17 protein-coding genes are annotated in these 18,302 nt (G+C 63.6%); 10 read left to right on the top strand and 7 right to left on the bottom strand.

The window, feature by feature from the left end; all coding sequences use genetic code 11:
• Nucleotides 1-8: 8 nt before the first annotated feature.
• Both AWB80_RS01200 and recG read right to left on the bottom strand, forming a co-directional pair.
• Nucleotides 9-968 carry a hydrogen peroxide-inducible genes activator gene (locus AWB80_RS01200; protein ID WP_061172809.1) on the bottom strand — a complete coding sequence of 320 codons (960 nt, stop codon included), beginning with the start codon at nt 966-968 and terminating at the stop codon, nt 9-11.
• Nucleotides 969-1,098: 130 nt separating this feature from the next.
• Entirely contained in the window at nt 1,099-3,288 is a 2,190-nt protein-coding gene (gene recG, locus AWB80_RS01195; RefSeq protein WP_061172808.1) for an ATP-dependent DNA helicase RecG, read from the bottom strand.
• Between the two features lie 85 nt (nt 3,289-3,373).
• Between recG and queA the strand changes: the two genes are divergently transcribed.
• The 5 genes from queA to secF all read left to right on the top strand — a co-directional run bounded on the left by queA (nt 3,374) and on the right by secF (nt 9,337).
• Nucleotides 3,374-4,420: a tRNA preQ1(34) S-adenosylmethionine ribosyltransferase-isomerase QueA gene (queA, locus tag AWB80_RS01190; RefSeq protein ID WP_061172807.1), complete on the top strand. Its 1,047-nt coding sequence runs from the start codon at nt 3,374-3,376 to the stop codon at nt 4,418-4,420.
• 48 nt (nt 4,421-4,468) lie between these two features.
• A complete protein-coding gene (gene tgt, locus AWB80_RS01185) occupies nt 4,469-5,629 on the top strand; it encodes a tRNA guanosine(34) transglycosylase Tgt (RefSeq protein ID WP_061172806.1) in 1,161 nt (386 codons plus the stop codon).
• Between the two features lie 208 nt (nt 5,630-5,837).
• Nucleotides 5,838-6,167 carry a preprotein translocase subunit YajC gene (gene yajC, locus AWB80_RS01180; protein WP_061172805.1) on the top strand — a complete coding sequence of 110 codons (330 nt, stop codon included), beginning with the start codon at nt 5,838-5,840 and terminating at the stop codon, nt 6,165-6,167.
• 126 nt (nt 6,168-6,293) lie between these two features.
• On the top strand, nt 6,294-8,360 hold the full coding sequence (secD, locus tag AWB80_RS01175) for a protein translocase subunit SecD (RefSeq protein ID WP_061172804.1): 2,067 nt from the start codon (nt 6,294-6,296) through the stop codon (nt 8,358-8,360).
• A 26-nt stretch (nt 8,361-8,386) separates the two neighbouring features.
• The gene (gene secF / locus AWB80_RS01170) at nt 8,387-9,337 is read left to right on the top strand and encodes a protein translocase subunit SecF (protein WP_061172803.1); all 951 of its coding nucleotides are present in this window, start codon (nt 8,387-8,389) and stop codon (nt 9,335-9,337) included.
• A gap of 76 nt (nt 9,338-9,413) precedes the next feature.
• On the opposite strand, the gene AWB80_RS01165 is transcribed toward secF, so the two are convergent.
• The 3 genes from AWB80_RS01165 to AWB80_RS01155 form a co-directional block, all read right to left on the bottom strand.
• The gene (locus tag AWB80_RS01165) at nt 9,414-10,004 is read right to left on the bottom strand and encodes a YceI family protein (protein WP_061172802.1); all 591 of its coding nucleotides are present in this window, start codon (nt 10,002-10,004) and stop codon (nt 9,414-9,416) included.
• A gap of 56 nt (nt 10,005-10,060) precedes the next feature.
• Nucleotides 10,061-10,618 (bottom strand): YceI family protein, encoded by a 558-nt coding sequence (locus AWB80_RS01160; protein ID WP_061172801.1) that lies wholly within the window; start codon nt 10,616-10,618, stop codon nt 10,061-10,063.
• A gap of 126 nt (nt 10,619-10,744) precedes the next feature.
• Nucleotides 10,745-11,314: a cytochrome b gene (locus AWB80_RS01155; protein ID WP_061173078.1), complete on the bottom strand. Its 570-nt coding sequence runs from the start codon at nt 11,312-11,314 to the stop codon at nt 10,745-10,747.
• Between the two features lie 461 nt (nt 11,315-11,775).
• Here AWB80_RS01155 and AWB80_RS01150 point away from each other — a divergent pair, with 461 nt between their 5' ends.
• The 5 genes from AWB80_RS01150 to AWB80_RS01130 all read left to right on the top strand — a co-directional run bounded on the left by AWB80_RS01150 (nt 11,776) and on the right by AWB80_RS01130 (nt 16,230).
• Nucleotides 11,776-12,456, top strand: coding sequence for a paraquat-inducible protein A (locus AWB80_RS01150; RefSeq protein WP_061172800.1), 681 nt, complete (start codon nt 11,776-11,778; stop codon nt 12,454-12,456).
• Nucleotides 12,453-13,133, top strand: coding sequence for a paraquat-inducible protein A (locus tag AWB80_RS01145; protein WP_061172799.1), 681 nt, complete (start codon nt 12,453-12,455; stop codon nt 13,131-13,133). Before AWB80_RS01150 ends, AWB80_RS01145 begins: the two co-directional genes overlap by 4 nt.
• On the top strand, nt 13,126-14,790 hold the full coding sequence (locus tag AWB80_RS01140) for a PqiB family protein (RefSeq protein ID WP_061172798.1): 1,665 nt from the start codon (nt 13,126-13,128) through the stop codon (nt 14,788-14,790). Before AWB80_RS01145 ends, AWB80_RS01140 begins: the two co-directional genes overlap by 8 nt.
• Nucleotides 14,787-15,491, top strand: coding sequence for a PqiC family protein (locus AWB80_RS01135; RefSeq protein WP_061172797.1), 705 nt, complete (start codon nt 14,787-14,789; stop codon nt 15,489-15,491). The genes AWB80_RS01140 and AWB80_RS01135 overlap by 4 nt, the downstream gene beginning before the upstream one ends.
• Before the next feature lie 127 nt (nt 15,492-15,618).
• The gene (locus AWB80_RS01130) at nt 15,619-16,230 is read left to right on the top strand and encodes a glutathione S-transferase C-terminal domain-containing protein (protein WP_208635587.1); all 612 of its coding nucleotides are present in this window, start codon (nt 15,619-15,621) and stop codon (nt 16,228-16,230) included.
• Nucleotides 16,231-16,459: 229 nt separating this feature from the next.
• Here the strand turns inward: AWB80_RS01130 and AWB80_RS01125 are convergent, their stop codons facing one another.
• Both AWB80_RS01125 and mnmA read right to left on the bottom strand, forming a co-directional pair.
• Nucleotides 16,460-17,017, bottom strand: coding sequence for a TetR/AcrR family transcriptional regulator (locus AWB80_RS01125; RefSeq protein ID WP_061172796.1), 558 nt, complete (start codon nt 17,015-17,017; stop codon nt 16,460-16,462).
• A 153-nt stretch (nt 17,018-17,170) separates the two neighbouring features.
• On the bottom strand, nt 17,171-18,301 hold the full coding sequence (gene mnmA / locus AWB80_RS01120) for a tRNA 2-thiouridine(34) synthase MnmA (protein ID WP_061172795.1): 1,131 nt from the start codon (nt 18,299-18,301) through the stop codon (nt 17,171-17,173).
• Between the last annotated feature and the right edge of the window lies 1 nt (nt 18,302).

Here is an 18,302-nt window from a genome sequence, read left to right as displayed (position 1 = left end):
CAGCGTGATCAGTTCACTGCGACGGGCATATCGAGCTTCCTCACGCCGGGCAAATCACACGCAGCGATGGCATCGGAAATGGCGTCGATGGCCGGCATGCGCGTGAAGCTCTTGCGCCACGCCAGCACGACGCGCCGATCCGGCACCGGCTCGTCGAACGGCACGTAGCTGAGCAGACCGGAGTCGATGCCGCCCGCATGCGGCCTCACTTCGCTCACCGACATACGCGGCAGCACCGTGATGCCGACGCCGCTCGCGACCATATGCCGGATCGTCTCCAACGACGAGCCTTCGAAGGTCTTCTGGATGCCGTCCGCGTTCTGCGAGAAGCGCATGAGTTCGGGGCACACGCCGAGCACGTGATCGCGGAAGCAATGGCCGCTGCCGAGCAGCAGCATGGTTTCCTGCTTGAGATCGTCGGGGTCGATCTTCACGCGATTTTCCCACGCATGACCCGAAGGCATCGCGACGACGAACGGCTCGTCATAGAGCGCGCGCACCATCAGCCCGGTTTCGGGGAACGGCAGCGCCATGATCGCGACATCGATTTCGCCCTGCTTCAGGAGCTCGATCAGCTTGAGCGTGTAGTTCTCCTGGAGCATCAGCGGCATCTGCGGGACCGCCTTGATCATCTGCTTGACCAGCGTTGGCAGCAGATACGGCCCGATCGTGTAGATCACGCCGAGACGCAGCGGACCGACCAGCGGGTCCTTGCCCTGCTTGGCAATCTCCTTGATGGCGAGCGTCTGCTCGAGCACGCGCTGCGCCTGCGTCACGATCTGCTCGCCGATCGGCGTCACGCTGACTTCGCTCGTGCCGCGCTCGAAGATCTGCACGTTGAGTTCGTCTTCGAGCTTCTTGATTGCCACCGACAGCGTCGGCTGGCTGACGAAGCACGCCTCGGCCGCGCGGCCGAAATGCCGCTCCCGCGCGACCGCGACGATGTACTTCAGTTCAGTAAGGGTCATTGGCGGCCAATGAAATACATTGATTCGATAGGTTTGAGTTATACACCTGCCGGTAGCGGTTCGACAACTTTTGCCGATTCGCCCGTCCGCGCCGGTTAAATAGGGACCGACGCAGCCCGCGCGAGTTCAGTCAGGCCTTCAAATAGTGCTCCCGCGCGCCGAGCCAGCGCGCGAGATGGTTCGTCACCGCTTCGGGGAAGTGCTTGAGCATCTGATCGGCGGCTTCGCGTGCGGGTTCGATCAGCCAGCCGTCGTTTTCGAGGCTCGCGAAACGCAGCATCGCTTCGCCCGATTGGCGCGCGCCGAGAAACTCGCCGGGACCGCGAATCTCCAGGTCGCGACGCGCGATCTCGAAGCCGTCGGTGGTTTCGCGCATCGTCTGCAGACGCGCGCGCGCCGTCTGCGAGAGCGGGTTCGCATACATCAGCACGCACACGGACGCCGCGCTGCCCCGCCCCACGCGCCCGCGCAACTGATGCAACTGCGCGAGCCCGAAACGCTCCGCGTGCTCGATCACCATCAGCGACGCGTTCGGCACGTCCACGCCGACTTCGATCACCGTCGTCGCGACGAGCAATTGCACTTCGTTGCGCGAGAACGCGTCCATCACGCCGGCCTTTTCGGCGGGCGCAAGCCGTCCGTGAACCAGTCCGACGCGCAGTTCCGGCAACGCGGCGACGAGCGTTTCATATGTCTCGACGGCGGTCTGAAGCTGCAGCGTCTCGCTTTCCTCGATCAGCGGACAGACCCAGTACACCTGCCGTCCGGTCAGCGCCGCCTCGCGCACGCGGCCGATGATCTCGTCGCGCCTGCCGTCCGACACGACTTTGGTGAGAATCGGCGTGCGGCCGGGCGGCAGTTCGTCGATGGTGGAGACATCGAGATCGGCGTAATAGGTCATCGCGAGCGTGCGCGGGATCGGCGTCGCGGACATCATCAGTTGATGCGGCTGGAAATCGCGCGCGCCGTCCGCCGCATTCAGCGCCTTTGCGCGCAAGGCGAGCCGCTGCGCGACGCCGAACCGATGCTGCTCATCGACGATCACGAGCCCGAGGCGCGCGAACTCCACCGCATCCTGAATGATCGCGTGCGTGCCGATGACGAGCTTCGCCGTGCCGAGCGCCGCCGCCTCGGTCGCGGCGCGCTTTTCCTTCGCTTTCAGGCTGCCCGCGAGCCACGCGACGGTGACGCCCAGCGGCTCCAGCCAGCCGCGCAGCTTGCGCGCGTGCTGCTCCGCGAGGATTTCGGTCGGCGCCATGAGCGCGGCCTGATAGCCCGCGTCGATAGCCTGCGCCGCCGCGAGCGCCGCGACGATCGTCTTGCCGCTGCCGACATCGCCTTGCAAAAGACGCTGCATCGGGTGCGCGAGCGTGAGTTCGCCCGCGATCTCCGCGACCACGCGTTGCTGCGCGCCGGTCAACGCGAACGGCAGCGCGCGCAACAACCGCACGACGAGCGATGTTTCGTCGTCGGGCGAACGGCGCGGCATCGCGGGCGCGGCGCGCGTGCGCCGTTCCTCGTGCGCGCGTTTGAGCGACAGTTGCTGCGCGAGCAATTCCTCGAACTTGATGCGCGTCCACGCCGGATGCGTGCCGTCGATGAGCGCGGTTTCATCCGAATCCGCGTGCGGATGATGCAGCGTCTTCACGGCATCGAGCAGTCCGGGCACGTTCAGCGGCGCGAGATGCGCGCGCGCGATCGGCTCCGGCAGCAGTTCCGGCAGCGACACGCGCGAAATGGCCGAATCGATAGCCTTGCGCAAGTACGCCTGCGAAATGCCCGCCGTCGACGGATAAACCGGCGTGAGCGCCTGCGGCAGCGGCGCGCCGTCATCGACGGGACGCACCGCCGGATGCACCATCTCCAGGCCGAAGAAGCCACCGCGCACATCGCCGCGCACACGCAGCCGCACGCCGATGGCCATCTGCTTGACCTGCGAGCCGTAGAAGTTGAGAAAGCGCAGCGTGAGTTCGTCGCCAGCGTCGTCGTGGATTTTCACGAGCAACTGGCGGCGCGGACGATAGGCGATTTCGTTGTCGAACACGACGCCTTCGGTCTGCGCGATATCGCCCGGAATCAGCTCGCCGATGGGCGTGAGCGAGGTTTCGTCCTCGTAGCGCATCGGCAGGTGCAGGACGAGATCGATGTCGGACTTCAAGCCGAGCTTCGCGAGCTTGTCGGCCGTCTTGACGACCGGTTTGGCTTTCTTCTCCGCGCTTTCGGCCGGCTTCGCCCGCTTGCGCGCGACAGGGGCGTCGGCTTCGTCCGCGGTCGGGAGTGCATCGGTCATGGAAGCCGGGCGGCGGTCGGACAAGGGCATCGACTCTCTTCGCAAGTACAATGTGAGGTTTGTTCGGCGCGTTTCTCGTGTCGTTCCTGCCTAAGTTGCGTCACTCAGTCACGTCATGTTCACGCTTTCCGATTTCGATTTTAATCTGCCGCCCGAGCTGATCGCGCAGAGCGCGCTCACCGAGCGCAGCGCGAGCCGTCTGCTCGAAGTGGACAACCGCGCCACGCCGGCCACCTTCGTCGACCGGCGCTTCGCCGAACTGCCCGGGCTGATCGCACCGGGCGACCTGCTGGTGTTCAACGATACCAAAGTCCTCAAGGCGCGGTTCCTTGGCCAGAAGGCCAGCGGCGGGCGCGTCGAGGTGCTGGTCGAGCGCCTGACCGGGGCGACCACGGCGCTCGCGCAGATCCGCGCGAGCAAAAGCCCGGCCGAAGGCAGCACGATCCGGCTCGCGGATGCGTTCGACGTGACTGTCGGCGCGCGCGTCGAGCCGTTCTACACGCTGCACTTTCCGGCCGAATGCCTGACGCTCATCGAGCAATACGGGCGCTTGCCGCTGCCGCCGTACATCGAGCACGACGCCGACGCCTACGACGAAACGCGCTATCAGACCGTCTATGCGGCCAATCCCGGCGCGGTGGCCGCGCCGACCGCCGGCCTGCATTTCGACGACGCGCTGTTCGCCGAACTCGATGCGCGCGGCGTCGAGCGCGCGACCCTGACGCTGCACGTCGGCGCGGGCACGTTCCAGCCGGTGCGCGTCGAGAACATCGCCGAGCACAAGATGCACAGCGAATGGTATGAGCTGCCGCAATCGCTGGTCGATCGCATCGCGGCGGTGAAGGCGCGCGGCAACAAGGTGATCGCGGTCGGCACGACATCGATGCGCGCGCTCGAAGCCGCCGCGCGCGATGCCGCCGACGCCGGCCGCGCGCTTGCCGCGACGCAGGCCGAAACCGATATCTTCATCACGCCGGGTTACGCGTTTCGCGTCGTCGACCGGCTGGTGACGAACTTCCATCTGCCGAAGTCGACGCTGCTGATGCTCGTGTCGGCATTCGCCGGGATGGACACGATCCGCGAGGCGTATCGTCACGCGATCGAGCAGCGTTACCGCTTTTTCAGCTACGGCGACGCGATGCTTCTGACGCGCCGCGACTAGCTTTCTTCAACCGATGCGCTGGACTGTTTTCCAGTGGCAGGAACCCACATGACCGCAACCCACACTCCGCCCGACAACGGGCTCAAGTTCGAACTGCTGACGACCGACGGCCAGGCGCGCCGCGGCCGTCTCACGCTCAACCACGGCGTCGTGGAAACGCCGATCTTCATGCCGGTCGGCACGTATGGCACCGTCAAGGCGATCCAGCCGCGCGAGCTCGAAGAGATTCGCGCGCAGATCATCCTCGGCAATACGTTTCACCTCTGGCTGCGTCCGGGGCTGGAAGTGATCGGCGCGCACGGCGGCCTGCACAAATTCATGGGCTGGAACCGGCCCATTCTGACCGACTCCGGCGGCTTTCAGGTGTTTTCGCTTGGCGAACTGCGCAAGATCACCGAAGAAGGCGTCACGTTCGCGTCGCCGATCAACGGCGACCGGCTGTTTCTCTCGCCCGAAGTGTCGATGCAGATTCAGAAAGTGCTGAATTCCGACATCGTCATGCAGTTCGACGAATGCACGCCCTACTCGACCAACGGCATCCCGACGTCGCACAAGGACGCCGCCGATTCCATGCGCATGTCGATGCGCTGGGCGAAGCGCTCGATCGACGAATTCAACGGCCTCGGCAATCCGAACGCGCTGTTCGGCATCGTGCAGGGCGGCATGTTCGAGGACCTGCGCGACGAATCGCTCGCAGGCCTGTCCGAGATCGGCTTTCATGGGCTGGCCATCGGCGGGCTGTCGGTCGGCGAGCCGAAGGAAGACATGATGCGCGTGCTCAATCACATCGGCCCGAAGCTGCCGGCCGACAAGCCGCATTACCTGATGGGCGTGGGCACGCCGGAAGATCTCGTCGCGGGCGTCGCGGCGGGCGTCGACATGTTCGACTGCGTGATGCCCACGCGCAACGCGCGCAACGGCTGGCTCTTCACGCGCTTCGGCGATCTCAAGATCAAGAACGCGACGCACAAGAACTCGATGAAGCCGCTCGACGAATCCTGCGGCTGCTATACCTGCCAGAACTTCACGCGCGGCTATCTGCACCACCTGCATCGCGTCGGCGAGATTCTCGGCGCGCAGCTGAACACGATTCACAACCTGCATTACTACCTGCAACTGATCGGCGAAGTGCGTGAGTCCATCGAAACGCATACGTTCGAGGCGTTCCGTAAGACCTTTGCGGAGAATCGGGCGCGCGGCGTCGATTGAATTCGACGTCGAAACAGTCGATCCAGCATTACAATCGCCTTTCTATCGCTTGGGAAAATGCCGTCGAAGTCGTGCGGACTGCGCTGTAACGGCTTGATGACAAAGCGCATTCCCGGAGTGTCGCGGCATGGGCGAGTGGTAGAATAGCGGGCTAATTTCCATTCGAGTTTTTCGAACGTATTTCTGACGTTTTAACGGAGAGACCAACGTGTCGTTCATTTCCAATGCCTTTGCACAAGGCACAACCGCGGGTGGCGCGGAATCGAGCCTGATGAGCTTCCTGCCGCTGATCCTGATGTTCGCGGTGCTGTACTTCATCATGATTCGTCCGCAGATGAAGCGTCAGAAGGAGCATCGCAACATGCTCTCCGCGATGGCCAAGGGTGACGAAGTGGTGACGAACGGCGGTATCGTCGGCAAGATCACGAAGGTGACGGATGCGTACGTGGGCGTGGAAATCGCCGAAGGCACGGAAATCACCATCCAGAAGGCCGCCGTGACGACCATTCTCCCGAAGGGCACCATCAAGTCGCTGTAAGGCCACTCGTTCCACCGCGTCCGGCGCGGCCTCGCTGATCGAGCCATCCCAGGTTTATCCACCGGCTCGTCGCGCATAACGCCGGACGCCCTCTTCCCCGAAGCCAACTTTCCGGTCGGCCATCTCATGAATCGTTATCCCCTCTGGAAGTATGTCGTGATGCTGGTGGCGCTCGTCATCGGCCTCGTGTACACGCTCCCCAACTTCTTCGGCGAAGCGCCCGCAGTGCAGGTGTCGAGCGGCAAAGCGACGGTCAAGCTCGACTCCACGACGCTTGCGAACGTCGAGGCCGCGCTCGCCGCGAGCAGCATCAAGCCCGACGAAGTCACCTTCGACAATTCGCAACTGAACGCGAACATCCGTGTGCGCCTGAAGGACACGGACACGCAACTGCACGCGAAGGACCTCCTCTCGAAGGCGCTGAACACCGACCCGACCGATCCGCAGTACATCGTCGCGCTGAACCTGCAGAGCGCCTCGCCGCGCTGGCTGACGGCCCTGCACGCGCTGCCGATGTACCTCGGTCTCGATCTGCGCGGCGGCGTGCACTTCCTGCTGCAGGTCGACATGGCCGGCGCGCTCAACAAGAAACTCGACTCCGACGCCGCCGACGCGCGCACCTATCTGCGCGACCGCAATATCCGCGACGGCGGCGTGAACCGCGTAGGGCAATCGGTCGTCGTGAGCTTCTCGGATCAGTCGGGCGCGGACAATGCGCGCACGCTGCTCCAGACGGGCGTGTCCGAGCTGAACTGGGTCACGCGCCAGGGCGGCGACGGCTTCCAGGTGGTCGGCACGTTCTCGCCGGGCGCGCAGAAGATCGTCGAAGACAGCGCGCTCAAGCAGAACATCACCACGCTGCATAACCGCGTGAACGAACTCGGCGTCGCGGAGCCGGTGATCCAGCAGCAGGGCTCGGACCGCATCGTGGTCGAACTGCCGGGCGTGCAGGACACCGCGAAGGCGAAGGACATCATCGGCCGCACGGCGACGCTCGAAGCGCGCCTCGCCGATCCGGTCAACACCTACATCGGCCCGAACGAGCCGGTGCCGCCCGGCGACGAAGCGTTCAAACAGGGCGACCGCACCGTGCTGCTGCGCAAGCAGGTGATCTTCACCGGCGACCGCATCGTCGATGCATCGGCGGGCTTCGACGAACATCAGCGCCCGTCGGTCAACATTCGCCTCGATTCGGCGGGCGGCCGCGCGGTGTCGGCGGTGTCGCGCGACAACATCGGCAAGCCGATGGCCATGATCCTGTTCGAAAAGGGCAAGGGCGAAGTGCTGACGGTCGCGACGATCCAGTCCGAACTCGGCGACCGCTTCTCGATTACCGGCCAGCCGACGCCGCAAGCCGCCACCGACCTCGCGCTGCTGCTGCGCGCCGGCTCGCTCGCGGCGCCGATGGACATCATCGAGGAACGCACGGTCGGCCCGAGCCTCGGCGCGGACAACATCAAGAAGGGCTTCGATTCGGTTACCTACGGTTTCGCCGCGATCGCTGTCTTCATGATCGCGTACTACCTGCTGTTCGGCGTGTTCTCGATGCTGTCGCTGTCGGTCAACCTGCTGCTGCTGGTCGCGATCCTCTCGCTGCTGCAGGCGACGCTGACCTTGCCGGGCATCGCGGCTATCGCGCTCGCGCTCGGTATGGCGATCGACGCGAACGTGCTGATCAACGAACGTATCCGCGAGGAACTGCGTAACGGCGCGCCGCCGCAGACCGCGATCCAGGAAGGCTTCAGGCACGCCTGGGCGACCATTCTCGATTCGAACGTCACCACGCTGATCGCCGGTCTCGCGCTGCTCGCGTTCGGTTCGGGCCCGGTGCGCGGCTTCGCGGTCGTGCACTGTATCGGCATTCTGACGTCGATGTTCTCGGCGGTGTTCTTCTCGCGCGGCCTCGTGAACCTGTGGTACGGCGGCAAGAAGAAGCTGAAGTCGCTCGCGATCGGTCAGGTGTGGCGTCCGGAAGGCTCGAATGCCGAAGCGGCCGCGGCGGCCTATCTCGCGGCGCAACGCGGTGACGAATCGCCCGTCGACGAGATCGTGAAGACCGCCAAGGGCAAGACCAAGACGGCCGTGCCGGCGCCGCGCGCGGCGGCACAAACGCCCGCGCGCTCCGGCAAGCCGACGGTGCGCCGCCGCTCGGGCCCCGGCATCGATCAACAGAAACCGGGCGAGTCCCGCTGAAACCGCTGAGTCCGGAGCACTAGACAATGGAATTCTTCCGCATTCGCCGCGACTTGCCGTTCATGGAGCGCGCGTTGATTTTCAACGTGATTTCGCTCGTGACGTTCCTCGTGGCCGTATTTTTCCTGATGCATCGCGGCCTGCATCTGTCGGTGGAATTCACCGGCGGCACGGTCGTCGAAGTTCAGTATCCGCAGGCGGCGCAGCTCGAACCGGTGCGCGCGTCGATGGCGAAGCTCGGCTATCCCGACGCGCAGGTGCAGAACTTCGGCACCTCGCAGGACGTGCTGATCCGTCTGCCGCTCAAGCAGGGCCTGACGTCCGCGCAGCAGAGCGATCAGGTGATGACCGCGCTCAAGACCGACAACGCTCAGGTGAAGCTGCAGCGCGTCGAGTTCGTCGGCCCGCAGGTCGGCAAGGAGCTCGTGACGAATGGCCTGCTCGCGCTCGCGTGCGTGGTGATCGGCATCGTGATTTACCTGTCGTTCCGCTTCGAATGGAAGTACGCGGTGGCGGGCATCATCGCGAACCTGCACGACGTGGTGATCATTCTCGGCTTCTTCGCTTACTTTCAGTGGGAGTTCTCGCTGTCCGTGCTGGCGGCTATTCTCGCGGTGCTCGGTTATTCGGTGAACGAGTCGGTGGTTATCTTCGACCGGATTCGCGAGACCTTCCGCAAGCAGCGCAAGATGACCGTGAAGGAAGTGATCGACCACGCGATCACGAGCACGATGTCGCGAACCATCATCACCCACGGCTGTACGGAAATGATGGTGCTGTCGATGTTCTTCTTCGGCGGCCCGACGCTGCATTACTTCGCGCTGGCGCTGACCGTCGGTATTCTGTTCGGTATCTATTCGTCGGTGTTCGTCGCGGCCGCGCTCGCGATGTGGTTCGGCGTGAAGCGCGAGGATCTCGTGAAGGACAAGAAGGACAAGTTCGATCCGAACGACCCGAACGCGGGCGCGCAGGTTTGAGCTTCATGCGTTTCATACAGGCGTAAAAAAACGGCCGGTCTGCAAAGACCGGCCGTTTTGTTTCAGCGTGCCGAACTTACTGCTTGATGCCCTCGGCCTGAATATGCAGGACCGTCTTCAGGCTGAAACCATAAGCCTTGCCGTAATCCATCCCGAAGTCGCCGCGATCGAAGGTCGTCGTCGCTTCGACGCCGCACACTTCCTTCTTCATCATCGGGTTCATGAAGCACTTGAAGTTCTCGACCTTCAGGTTGATCGGCTTCGTCACGCCATGCATCGTCAGCGTGCCGATCACTTCCGAGGGCTTGTCGCCGTCGAACTTGATCGACGTGCCCTTGTACACCGCCGTCGGATACTTCGCGGCATCGAAGAACTCGGCCTTTTGCAGATGCTCGTCCAGCTTCACGTTGCCGGTATTGATCGAGGCCACGTCGATGGTCACGTCGACCGTGCCGGTCTTGGCCGCGCGATCGAGCACCACGGTGCCGCTGCTCTTGTTGAACTTGCCGCGCCACGTCGACACGCCGCCGAAGTGGTCGGCCTCGAAGCTCGGGTACGTGTGATTCGGGTCGAGCTGATACGTGTCGGCGGCGAACGCGCTCACCGAAGCGACGGACGACAGACCCAGTGCGAGCGCGCCCGCGGCGATGATCGAAAGCTTTTTCAAGTTCTTCTCCTGACTAACCAGTTACGCTGAATGCGTGTGTGTGACGAAAGCGCCGCTCACTTCTTCGCGGCGACGATGTGAAACTTGATGACGACGTCGTCGGCGACGATCGACGTGTCTTTCCATTCACCCGTTCCGACATCGAACTGGGTGCGCTTGATGGGCAACGCGCCATCGAAGGTTTCCGTCGCGCCCTGCTGCGTGACCGTCACGGGCACCGTGACCGTCTGCGACTTGCCCTTGATGGTGATCTTGCCCGTCACGTTGTACTTGTTGGCGCCCGCGGGCGCGATCGCGCTGGAGACGAAGGTCGCGCTCGGGAACTTGGCCGCGTCGAACCATTCCGCGCCGCGCACCTGCTTGTTGTACTCGTCGTCGCCGAGGTCGTAGCTGCCGGTGTCGATCGTGATGTTCGCCGAGCCCGCTGCCGGCTTCGCCGGATCGAACGCGATCTGCGCGGTGAACTTGTTGAACTTGCCGTCGGTGGGCACGTTCATCTGCTTCGAGGTGGCGATCACCGTGCTCTTGCTCATGTCCACCTGCGCGTGCGCGCTGGCGACGAGCGCGAGCGAAGCGGCCGTAACCAGCATCCAGCGATTGAGTTTCACTTTCATGTGTGCCCTATTTCAAACGGTTTGACCGAACAAACCGATATTGGAAATCAAAAGAACGCGAGAACAATCAGCCGTCGGGAAACGTCCTGCCAACGGCGAGGAAACAATGCGAAGCGCTTCCCCGAGTCATCTGAGAAAAGGCAGCATGCGCCCGAGCAAGCCGTCGCGATCGACGAAATGGTGCTTCAGTGCGGCGAGCACGTGCATCACGACGAAGAACAGCAGCGTGTAATTCAACGCGACGTGCACGATGCGCAGCGTCGCCTTCAGCGCCTTGTCCGGCCCGATGATGGTCGGCAGCGGCAGCACGCCGAGATAGACCACCTGGATGCCCGCCGCCGAGCTGTAGAGATAACCCGACGCCGGGATGACGAGCATCAGCACATAGAGCAGAAAGTGCGCGTAATTTGCCGCGCGCTGCTGCCATTGCGGCATGCCATCGGGCATCGCGGGCGCGGGATGGGTCGCGCGCCAGATGAGGCGCAGGAGCGCGAGCGCGAACACCGTCACGCCGATCCACTTGTGCCACGAGAAGTACTTGAGCTTGGTCGGCGTGATGCCGGGAATGTCGGTCATGATCCAGCCGAGCCAGAAGCCGCCTACGATCAACAACGCGATCAGCCAGTGCAGCCCGATCGCCGTGGCGCTGTAACGTTGCGCCGGCGCGCTAGCCGCGATGCGTACGCTGCTTTCCATATTGCTTTCACCCAGGTGTTCGATGTTTCCCGTCTCGCCGTCGCCCGACGACAAGCATGTAAGGCCGCCATGCTACCTCAACGCCAACGATTTGCCAGCGCGCGAAATAAGCCTGCCAGAAGTCTGCAAACCCTGTCCCCGCTTGGCTTTGCGGGCGATCGAGCCGCATTCCCGCGCCTCGCGTGCCGCGCATGCAACGAACTATTCCATGCGTGCAACGGTCGATGAAGGCGCGCAGAAGAAGCGGCACGATGCGCGACGGATTCCGGCATCAATGTATTAACGGGCGGCGCGGCGATTTCATTCCGTCCATGACGAAGCGCCCCGCCCAATGACGTCGGCAAGTCGCCATTTGATACCATGCTGCTACCATTCGCGCTGGCCCGCTGCTTGCTATGCTCCGTCGGAGCCGGTCCTCGCGGCACCCGACAAAACCGCTCGACCCGTCTCGGGCCTCGACCATGAACGCGAACGATCCGGAAGAACTGATCGCGTGTCACGAATGCGACGCGCTCTACCTCAAACGTGCATTGCCCCGGCGCACTTCGGCGAAATGCCCCCGCTGCGGATCGCTGCTTTATCGCAGCATCTCGTCGAACCTCGACAAAATCTGCGCGATGACGCTCGCCGCGCTCGTCACCTTCGTGATCGCGCAGGGCTTTCCCATCGTCGAGCTGGACGCCAACGGTCTCACGTCGCAGACCACGCTCATCGGCGCGATCGTCGCATTGTGGAACGAGCAGATGGAGATCATGGCCGTGCTCGTGTTCTGCTCGACCATTCTGTTTCCCTTGTGCGAGCTGCTCGCGCTGCTTTACGTACTGCTTCCGATGCGCTCGGGCTACGTTCCGCCGGGCTTCAACGCGCTCTTGCGCGGCATTCAGTTCGTGCGGCCGTGGGGCATGATCGAAGTGTTCATGCTCGGCGTGCTCGTCACGCTGGTGAAGATGGTGAGCATCGCGCGCGTGATTCCCGAAGCGGCGCTGTTCGCGTTCGGCGCGCTGACGCTCATGTTCGCGGTGGTCGTGAGTTTCGATCCGCGCGCGCTGTGGGATCTCGCCGAAACGCTCCGTCCGCGCGGCGAGCCAGGGCGAGCGGGCAGCCAGAAGCAAATTCCCGCCGACGCGAGGCAGAAATCTTGAACGATCCAGTCGATTCGAACACCGGCGAGCCAGCGAGCGAGACGCACTACACCACGGCGTCGCGCGCGCACGTCGTGGGCTGTCACGCTTGCGGGCTCGTGCAGCCGCTCGCGCGCACCGTCGAGAAGCAGCGCTGCACGCGCTGCGATGCCGTGGTGCACCGGCGTCATCCGGACAGCATCGCGCGCACGTGGGCGCTGCTCATCAGCGCGGCGATTCTGTATATCCCGGCGAATCTCTTTCCGATCATGCATACGTCGTCGATTCTCGGCTCCGAGGACGACACCATCATGAGCGGCGTCGCGCTCTTCTGGAACGATGGCGACTATCCGCTCGCCGCCGTGATTTTCATCGCCAGCATTCTCGTGCCGATGTTGAAGCTCGTCACGCTCGGCTTTCTCGTCATCAGCGTGCAGCGGCGCTCGATCTGGCGACTGCGCCAGCGCACGACGCTGTTTCGCCTCGTCGAGGGCATCGGCCGCTGGTCGATGCTCGATATCTTCGTGATCACGCTGACCATCGCGCTGGTGCGCTTCAAGTCGCTCGCCGTCATCACGCCGGGGCCGGGCGCGCTGGCGTTCGCGTCGGTCGTCGTGCTGACGATGATCGCGTCCATGCAATTCGACCCGCGCCTCATGTGGGACAACATCGAACCGTCAGGAAAGAAACATGACTAGTGCCCAAGGTCCGAACGACCCGAAGCAGCCCGCGCCGCCTTCCTCAGGCGGCCAAGGCGGCGGTCTGCCGCCGAATCTGCCCGAGCCGGTGATCGAACCGCGCAGCCGCTGGCTGCCCTCGCTCGTGTGGGTGATTCCGCTCGTCGCGGCGCTGATCGGCGTGATCCTCGTCGTGAAGACGGTGTCGAGCCGCGGGCCGACCGTGACGATCAGCTTCGTGAGCGCGGAAGGCCTCGAGCCGGGCAAGACGAAGGTGAAGTTCAAGGACGTCGATATCGGCACGGTCAAGACCATCACGCTGTCGAAGGATCATTCGCGCGTGCTCGTCGATGTGCAGCTCACCAAGGAAGCCACCGATTTCGCCGTGAAGGACACGCGCTTCTGGATCGTGCGCCCGCGCGTGGCGGCGAGCGGCGTGACCGGTCTGTCGACGTTGCTGTCGGGCGCGTATATCGGCGTCGACGCGGGCAAGTCGACCGAGGACCAGACGTACTTCGTCGGCCTCGAGACGCCGCCCGCCGTGACCGGCGATCAGAAGGGCCACACCTTCACGCTGCACGGCGAATCGCTCGGCTCGCTCGATATCGGCTCGCCGGTCTATTACCGGCGCGTGCAGGTCGGGCAGGTCGTCGCCTTCTCGCTCGACAAGGACGGCACCGGCGTCACGCTGCAGGTGTTTGTCACCGCGCCTTACGATCAGTACGTCGGCACGAACTCGCGCTGGTGGCATGCGAGCGGCGTCGATCTGCGGCTCGATTCGAGCGGCTTCACGCTCAACACGCAGTCGCTCGCGACGGTCGTGCTGGGCGGCATCGCGTTCCAGACGCCACCGAGCCAGCAGTCCGGTCCGCAGGCGCAGAACAACGCGACCTTCCGTCTCGCCGACGATCAGGCCGACGCCATGCGCGATCCGGACGGCCAGGCCGTGCACGTCGTGATGAACTTCAATCAGTCGCTGCGCGGCTTGTCGGTCGGCGCGCCGGTCGATTTCCGCGGCATCGTGCTCGGCCAGGTCACGGGCATCGGCGTGCAGTACGATCCGAAATCGCGTTCGTTCATGATGCCCGTGACTATCGATGTCTATCCCGATCGCCTCGGCAGGCGCGCGAAGCACCAGTTGCCGGAGCAAGGCTCGGCGGCCAGCCAGGACTTGCTGCAGATGCTCGTGAATCGCGGCCTGCGCGGACAATTGCGCACCGGCAATCTGCTGACGAGCCAGTTGTATATCGCGCTCGACTTCTTCCCGAAGGCGCCCGCCGCGAAGGTGAACGTCAACAGCGATCCGTTCGAACTGCCGACCGTGCCGAACACGCTCGACGAACTGCAACTGCAGATCGCGGACATCGCGCGCAAGATCGACAAGATTCCGTTCGACGAGATCGGCTCCAACCTGAACGGCTCGCTCAAGAACGCGAACGCGCTCTTCGACCGGATGGACAAGGAAGTCCTGCCGGAAATGCGCGACACGCTCACGCAGGCGAAGAAGACCTTCGGCCAGGCGCAATCGACGCTGCAATCGGACTCGCCGCTGCAGTCCGACGTGCATCAGGCGCTGCAGGAACTCACCCGCACGCTGCAATCGCTCAACTCGCTCGCGGACTATCTGGAACGCCATCCGGAATCGCTGATTCGCGGTAAATCGGGAGACAAACCATGAAGTTCGGCTCGTTGATATCGATCCTGGGCGCGGCGGCCATGCTCGCCGCCTGCGCTTCGCCGTCGAGCCGGTTCTACACGCTCGGCGGCGGCGAGGCGCGGCCCGTGCCGTCCACGCCCGCTTCGTTCTATTTCGAACTGGCGCCCGTCGACATGCCGCAGCAGGTCGCGAAAAATCAGTTGGTCGTGCAGACGAGTCCCGCGCAGGTGCGCGTGCTCGAAGAAGAACGCTGGGCGTCGCTGCCCGGCGACGAAGTGCGCCGCGCGCTGTCCGCCGATCTCACGCAGCAGCTCGGCGCGATCGATGTCTACGGCACGCCGCATCCGGAATCGGTGCCGGTGTATCGCGTGAAGGTGAACGTGCAGCGCTTCGAATCGTGGCCGGGCTCGCAGGCCGTGATCGACGCCGTGTGGAGCGTGCGCGCCGCGGGATCGGATACCGTGCTGACGTGCCGAACCGTCGCGCAGGAGCGCGTGGGTACGGGTTATGACGCACTCGTCGACGGCCATCGCAAGGCGGTCGATGCGCTCGCCTCCGCGATTTCCGCGGGCGTGCGCAGTCTGAGTTCATTGCCGCACGCAAGCGCGAGCACGCCGGCCGCGACCACGAAGGGCAAGAGCGGCGCGGTCACGAAACCCACTGCCGCGCAGGTTCTGCCGTGTCCGTCCGCGAGCGCCGCGACGACCGCCGCCACGCAATGAGTCTTCCGCAGCCGATGTTGTCCACAGACGACATTGTCCAGCGCCGCTATCTCTAATTTGCCGATGGTTCGTGCGCGCCCGGTTAAGATCGTCGTCGCCCGAATTCCGAATCAACCGTGAAAATTAGATGATGAAACTGATCGGTTCGCATCCCAGCCCGTTCGTCCGCAAGGTGCGGATCGTCATGGCGGAGAAGAAGATCGACTGCGAACTGGTGCTCGAGGACGTCTGGGCATCCGATTCGAAGATCCACGACTACAACCCGCTCGGCAAGGTGCCGTGCCTCATTCTCGACGACGGCGAAGCGGTGTTCGATTCGCGCGTCATCTGCGAGTACGTGGACACGCTCACGCCTGTCGGCAAGCTGCTGCCGCAGGAGCGCCGCGAGCGCACCGAAGTGCGTTGCTGGGAGGCGCTCGCCGACGGCATGCTCGACGCCGCCGTGCTGACGCGTCTCGAAGGCGTGTTGCGTGAGGAAGCGCATCGCAGCGAGAAATGGATCGCGCGTCAGCGCCACAAGATCGAGGACGGCTTGCGCGCGATGGCACGGGGCATCGGCTCGAAGCAGTGGTGTTCGGCGAACCGCTTCACGCTTGCGGATATCGCGTGTGGCTGCGCGCTCGGCTACCTCGACTTCCGCATGCCCGATATCAACTGGCGCGAAGCGCATCCGAATCTCGACAAATACTACGCACGCATTTCGCAGCGTCAGTCGTTCGTCGATACGGCTCCGGTCTGACGCGATATCAAATTCCATCTACGACTAGATAGACAACCGGAAACGGTAGAACCATATGACCGTGCGATGCGCGTTTTTTCTTCGCATGAAGTGGAATGACTGGCCACTTCGGCGAACGAAGCGCATCGAGGATCGAATAACTGGCTTTTTCCGCCAAAATCTATCTATCCAAAGATAGATGATCCGACATCGGTCCACGGGTTTTTCACAAGGTTATCCACAGGGTTATCTACCGGCGCACGGCGTCCGCAATTTCTTCGAGCCGCGCGCGTGTCTGGAACAGGCGGCACGCGAGCAGGCTGCCCTGAAATGCCGCGTACAGCCTGCGGGCTGCGGCTTCCGGATTGCCGCCGGCATCGAGCGTGTCCTGCGCCTCGCCTTCGGCAAGCACTTTCGCCAGCCAGTTCTCGTTGGCCTTGTAGAACGACTGGACCGCGTAGCGCACCTTCTCCGGCAACGATTCGATATCCGACGCGAGCATGCCGCACAGACAGATCTGATTGCCCCCGCCGATGATCCGCCCGAACAGCCTGGCGTATCGGTCCAGCTTCTTGTCGGCCGGGGCGGAACTGTCGATGGCGTAGATCGACGACATCAGGTCCGCGCTGTACGCGTTGACGGCTTCGAGCGCGAGATCTTCCTTGGTCGGAAAGTAATAGTGGATGCTGGACGTCTTCACACCGACGAGATCGGACAGATCGCGGTAGCTGAAACCGTTGTAGCCGCGCGTCATCAACAACGTCTGGGCGTGGTCCAGCAGCGCTTCGCGTACCGTGTTCTTGTCCATTTGTGCGATTGTCCCTGCCTTCGATGTGCGTAATTTATCTACCACTAGATAGACGGTCAAGCGCTTGTATCAAAAAAGCTTTTATCGGACCGATAGGAAAATGAAAAGCCCCGGACACAGCCGGGGCTCGTGGATGAACCGACCTGCCGGACTCTAGCGCGCCGCGGAAAGCAACGCCGCCTGCGACGATTCCTGCCCCACCGAAGCGTGCTCGATGATGCCGCCGCCGAGACACACGTCGCCCTGATACAGCACGGCGGATTGGCCCGGCGTCACGGCCCATTGCGCGTCGTCGAAATGAAGCGCGAACCGGGCGTCGTCCGCATGGGCGAAACGGCACGCCGCGTCCTGCTGCCGATAACGCGTCTTGGCGCCGCACGCCGCGCCTTCGTCTGGCGCGAAACCCGCGACCCAGCTCGTATTGCCCGCGACGAGCGTCGGCGACAGGAGCCACGGATGATCGTGTCCCTGCACGACATATAGCGTGTTGCTCGCCATGTCCTTGCCGGCGACGAACCACGGCTCGCCGCTGCCATCCTTCGCGCCGCCGATGCCAATGCCCTTGCGCTGCCCGAACGTATAGAACGCCAGCCCGATATGCTCGCCGACGACCTTGCCTTCGGCCGTCTTCATCGGACCCGGTTTGGTCGGCAGATAGCGGTTGAGGAATTCGCGGAACGGCCGTTCGCCGATGAAGCAGATGCCGGTCGAATCCTTCTTCTTCGCGTTCGGCAGGCCGATCTGCACGGCAATCTCGCGGACCTTCGTCTTCGGGATTTCGCCGAGCGGGAACAGCGTCTTCGACAATTGCGCCTGATTCAGCCGATGCAGGAAGTACGACTGATCCTTGGTCGAATCGGTGGCCTTGAGCAGCTGGAACAGCCCGTCGTGCTCGCGCACGCGCGCATAGTGACCCGTCGCGATGTTTTCCGCGCCGAGCGACATCGCGTGATCGAGGAACGCCTTGAACTTGATTTCGGCGTTGCAGAGCACGTCGGGGTTGGGCGTACGGCCGGCCGAATACTCGCGCAGAAATTCCGCGAACACGCGGTCCTTGTACTCGGCGGCGAAATTGACCGCCTCGACGTCGATGCCGATCAGATCCGCGACCGATACCACGTCGATCCAGTCCTGCCGGGTCGAGCAATATTCGCCGTCGTCGTCGTCTTCCCAGTTCTTCATGAAGAGGCCGACCACGTCGTAGCCCTGCTCCTTCAGAAGCCATGCCGTCACGGACGAATCCACGCCGCCCGACATGCCCACCACTACTCTTCGCTTGCTCATA

Origin of the sequence: Caballeronia pedi, from assembly GCF_001544915.2 — a bacterium.
Lineage (GTDB): Bacteria > Pseudomonadota > Gammaproteobacteria > Burkholderiales > Burkholderiaceae > Caballeronia > Caballeronia pedi.
This window is presented reverse-complemented; position numbering and strand designations above follow the sequence as displayed.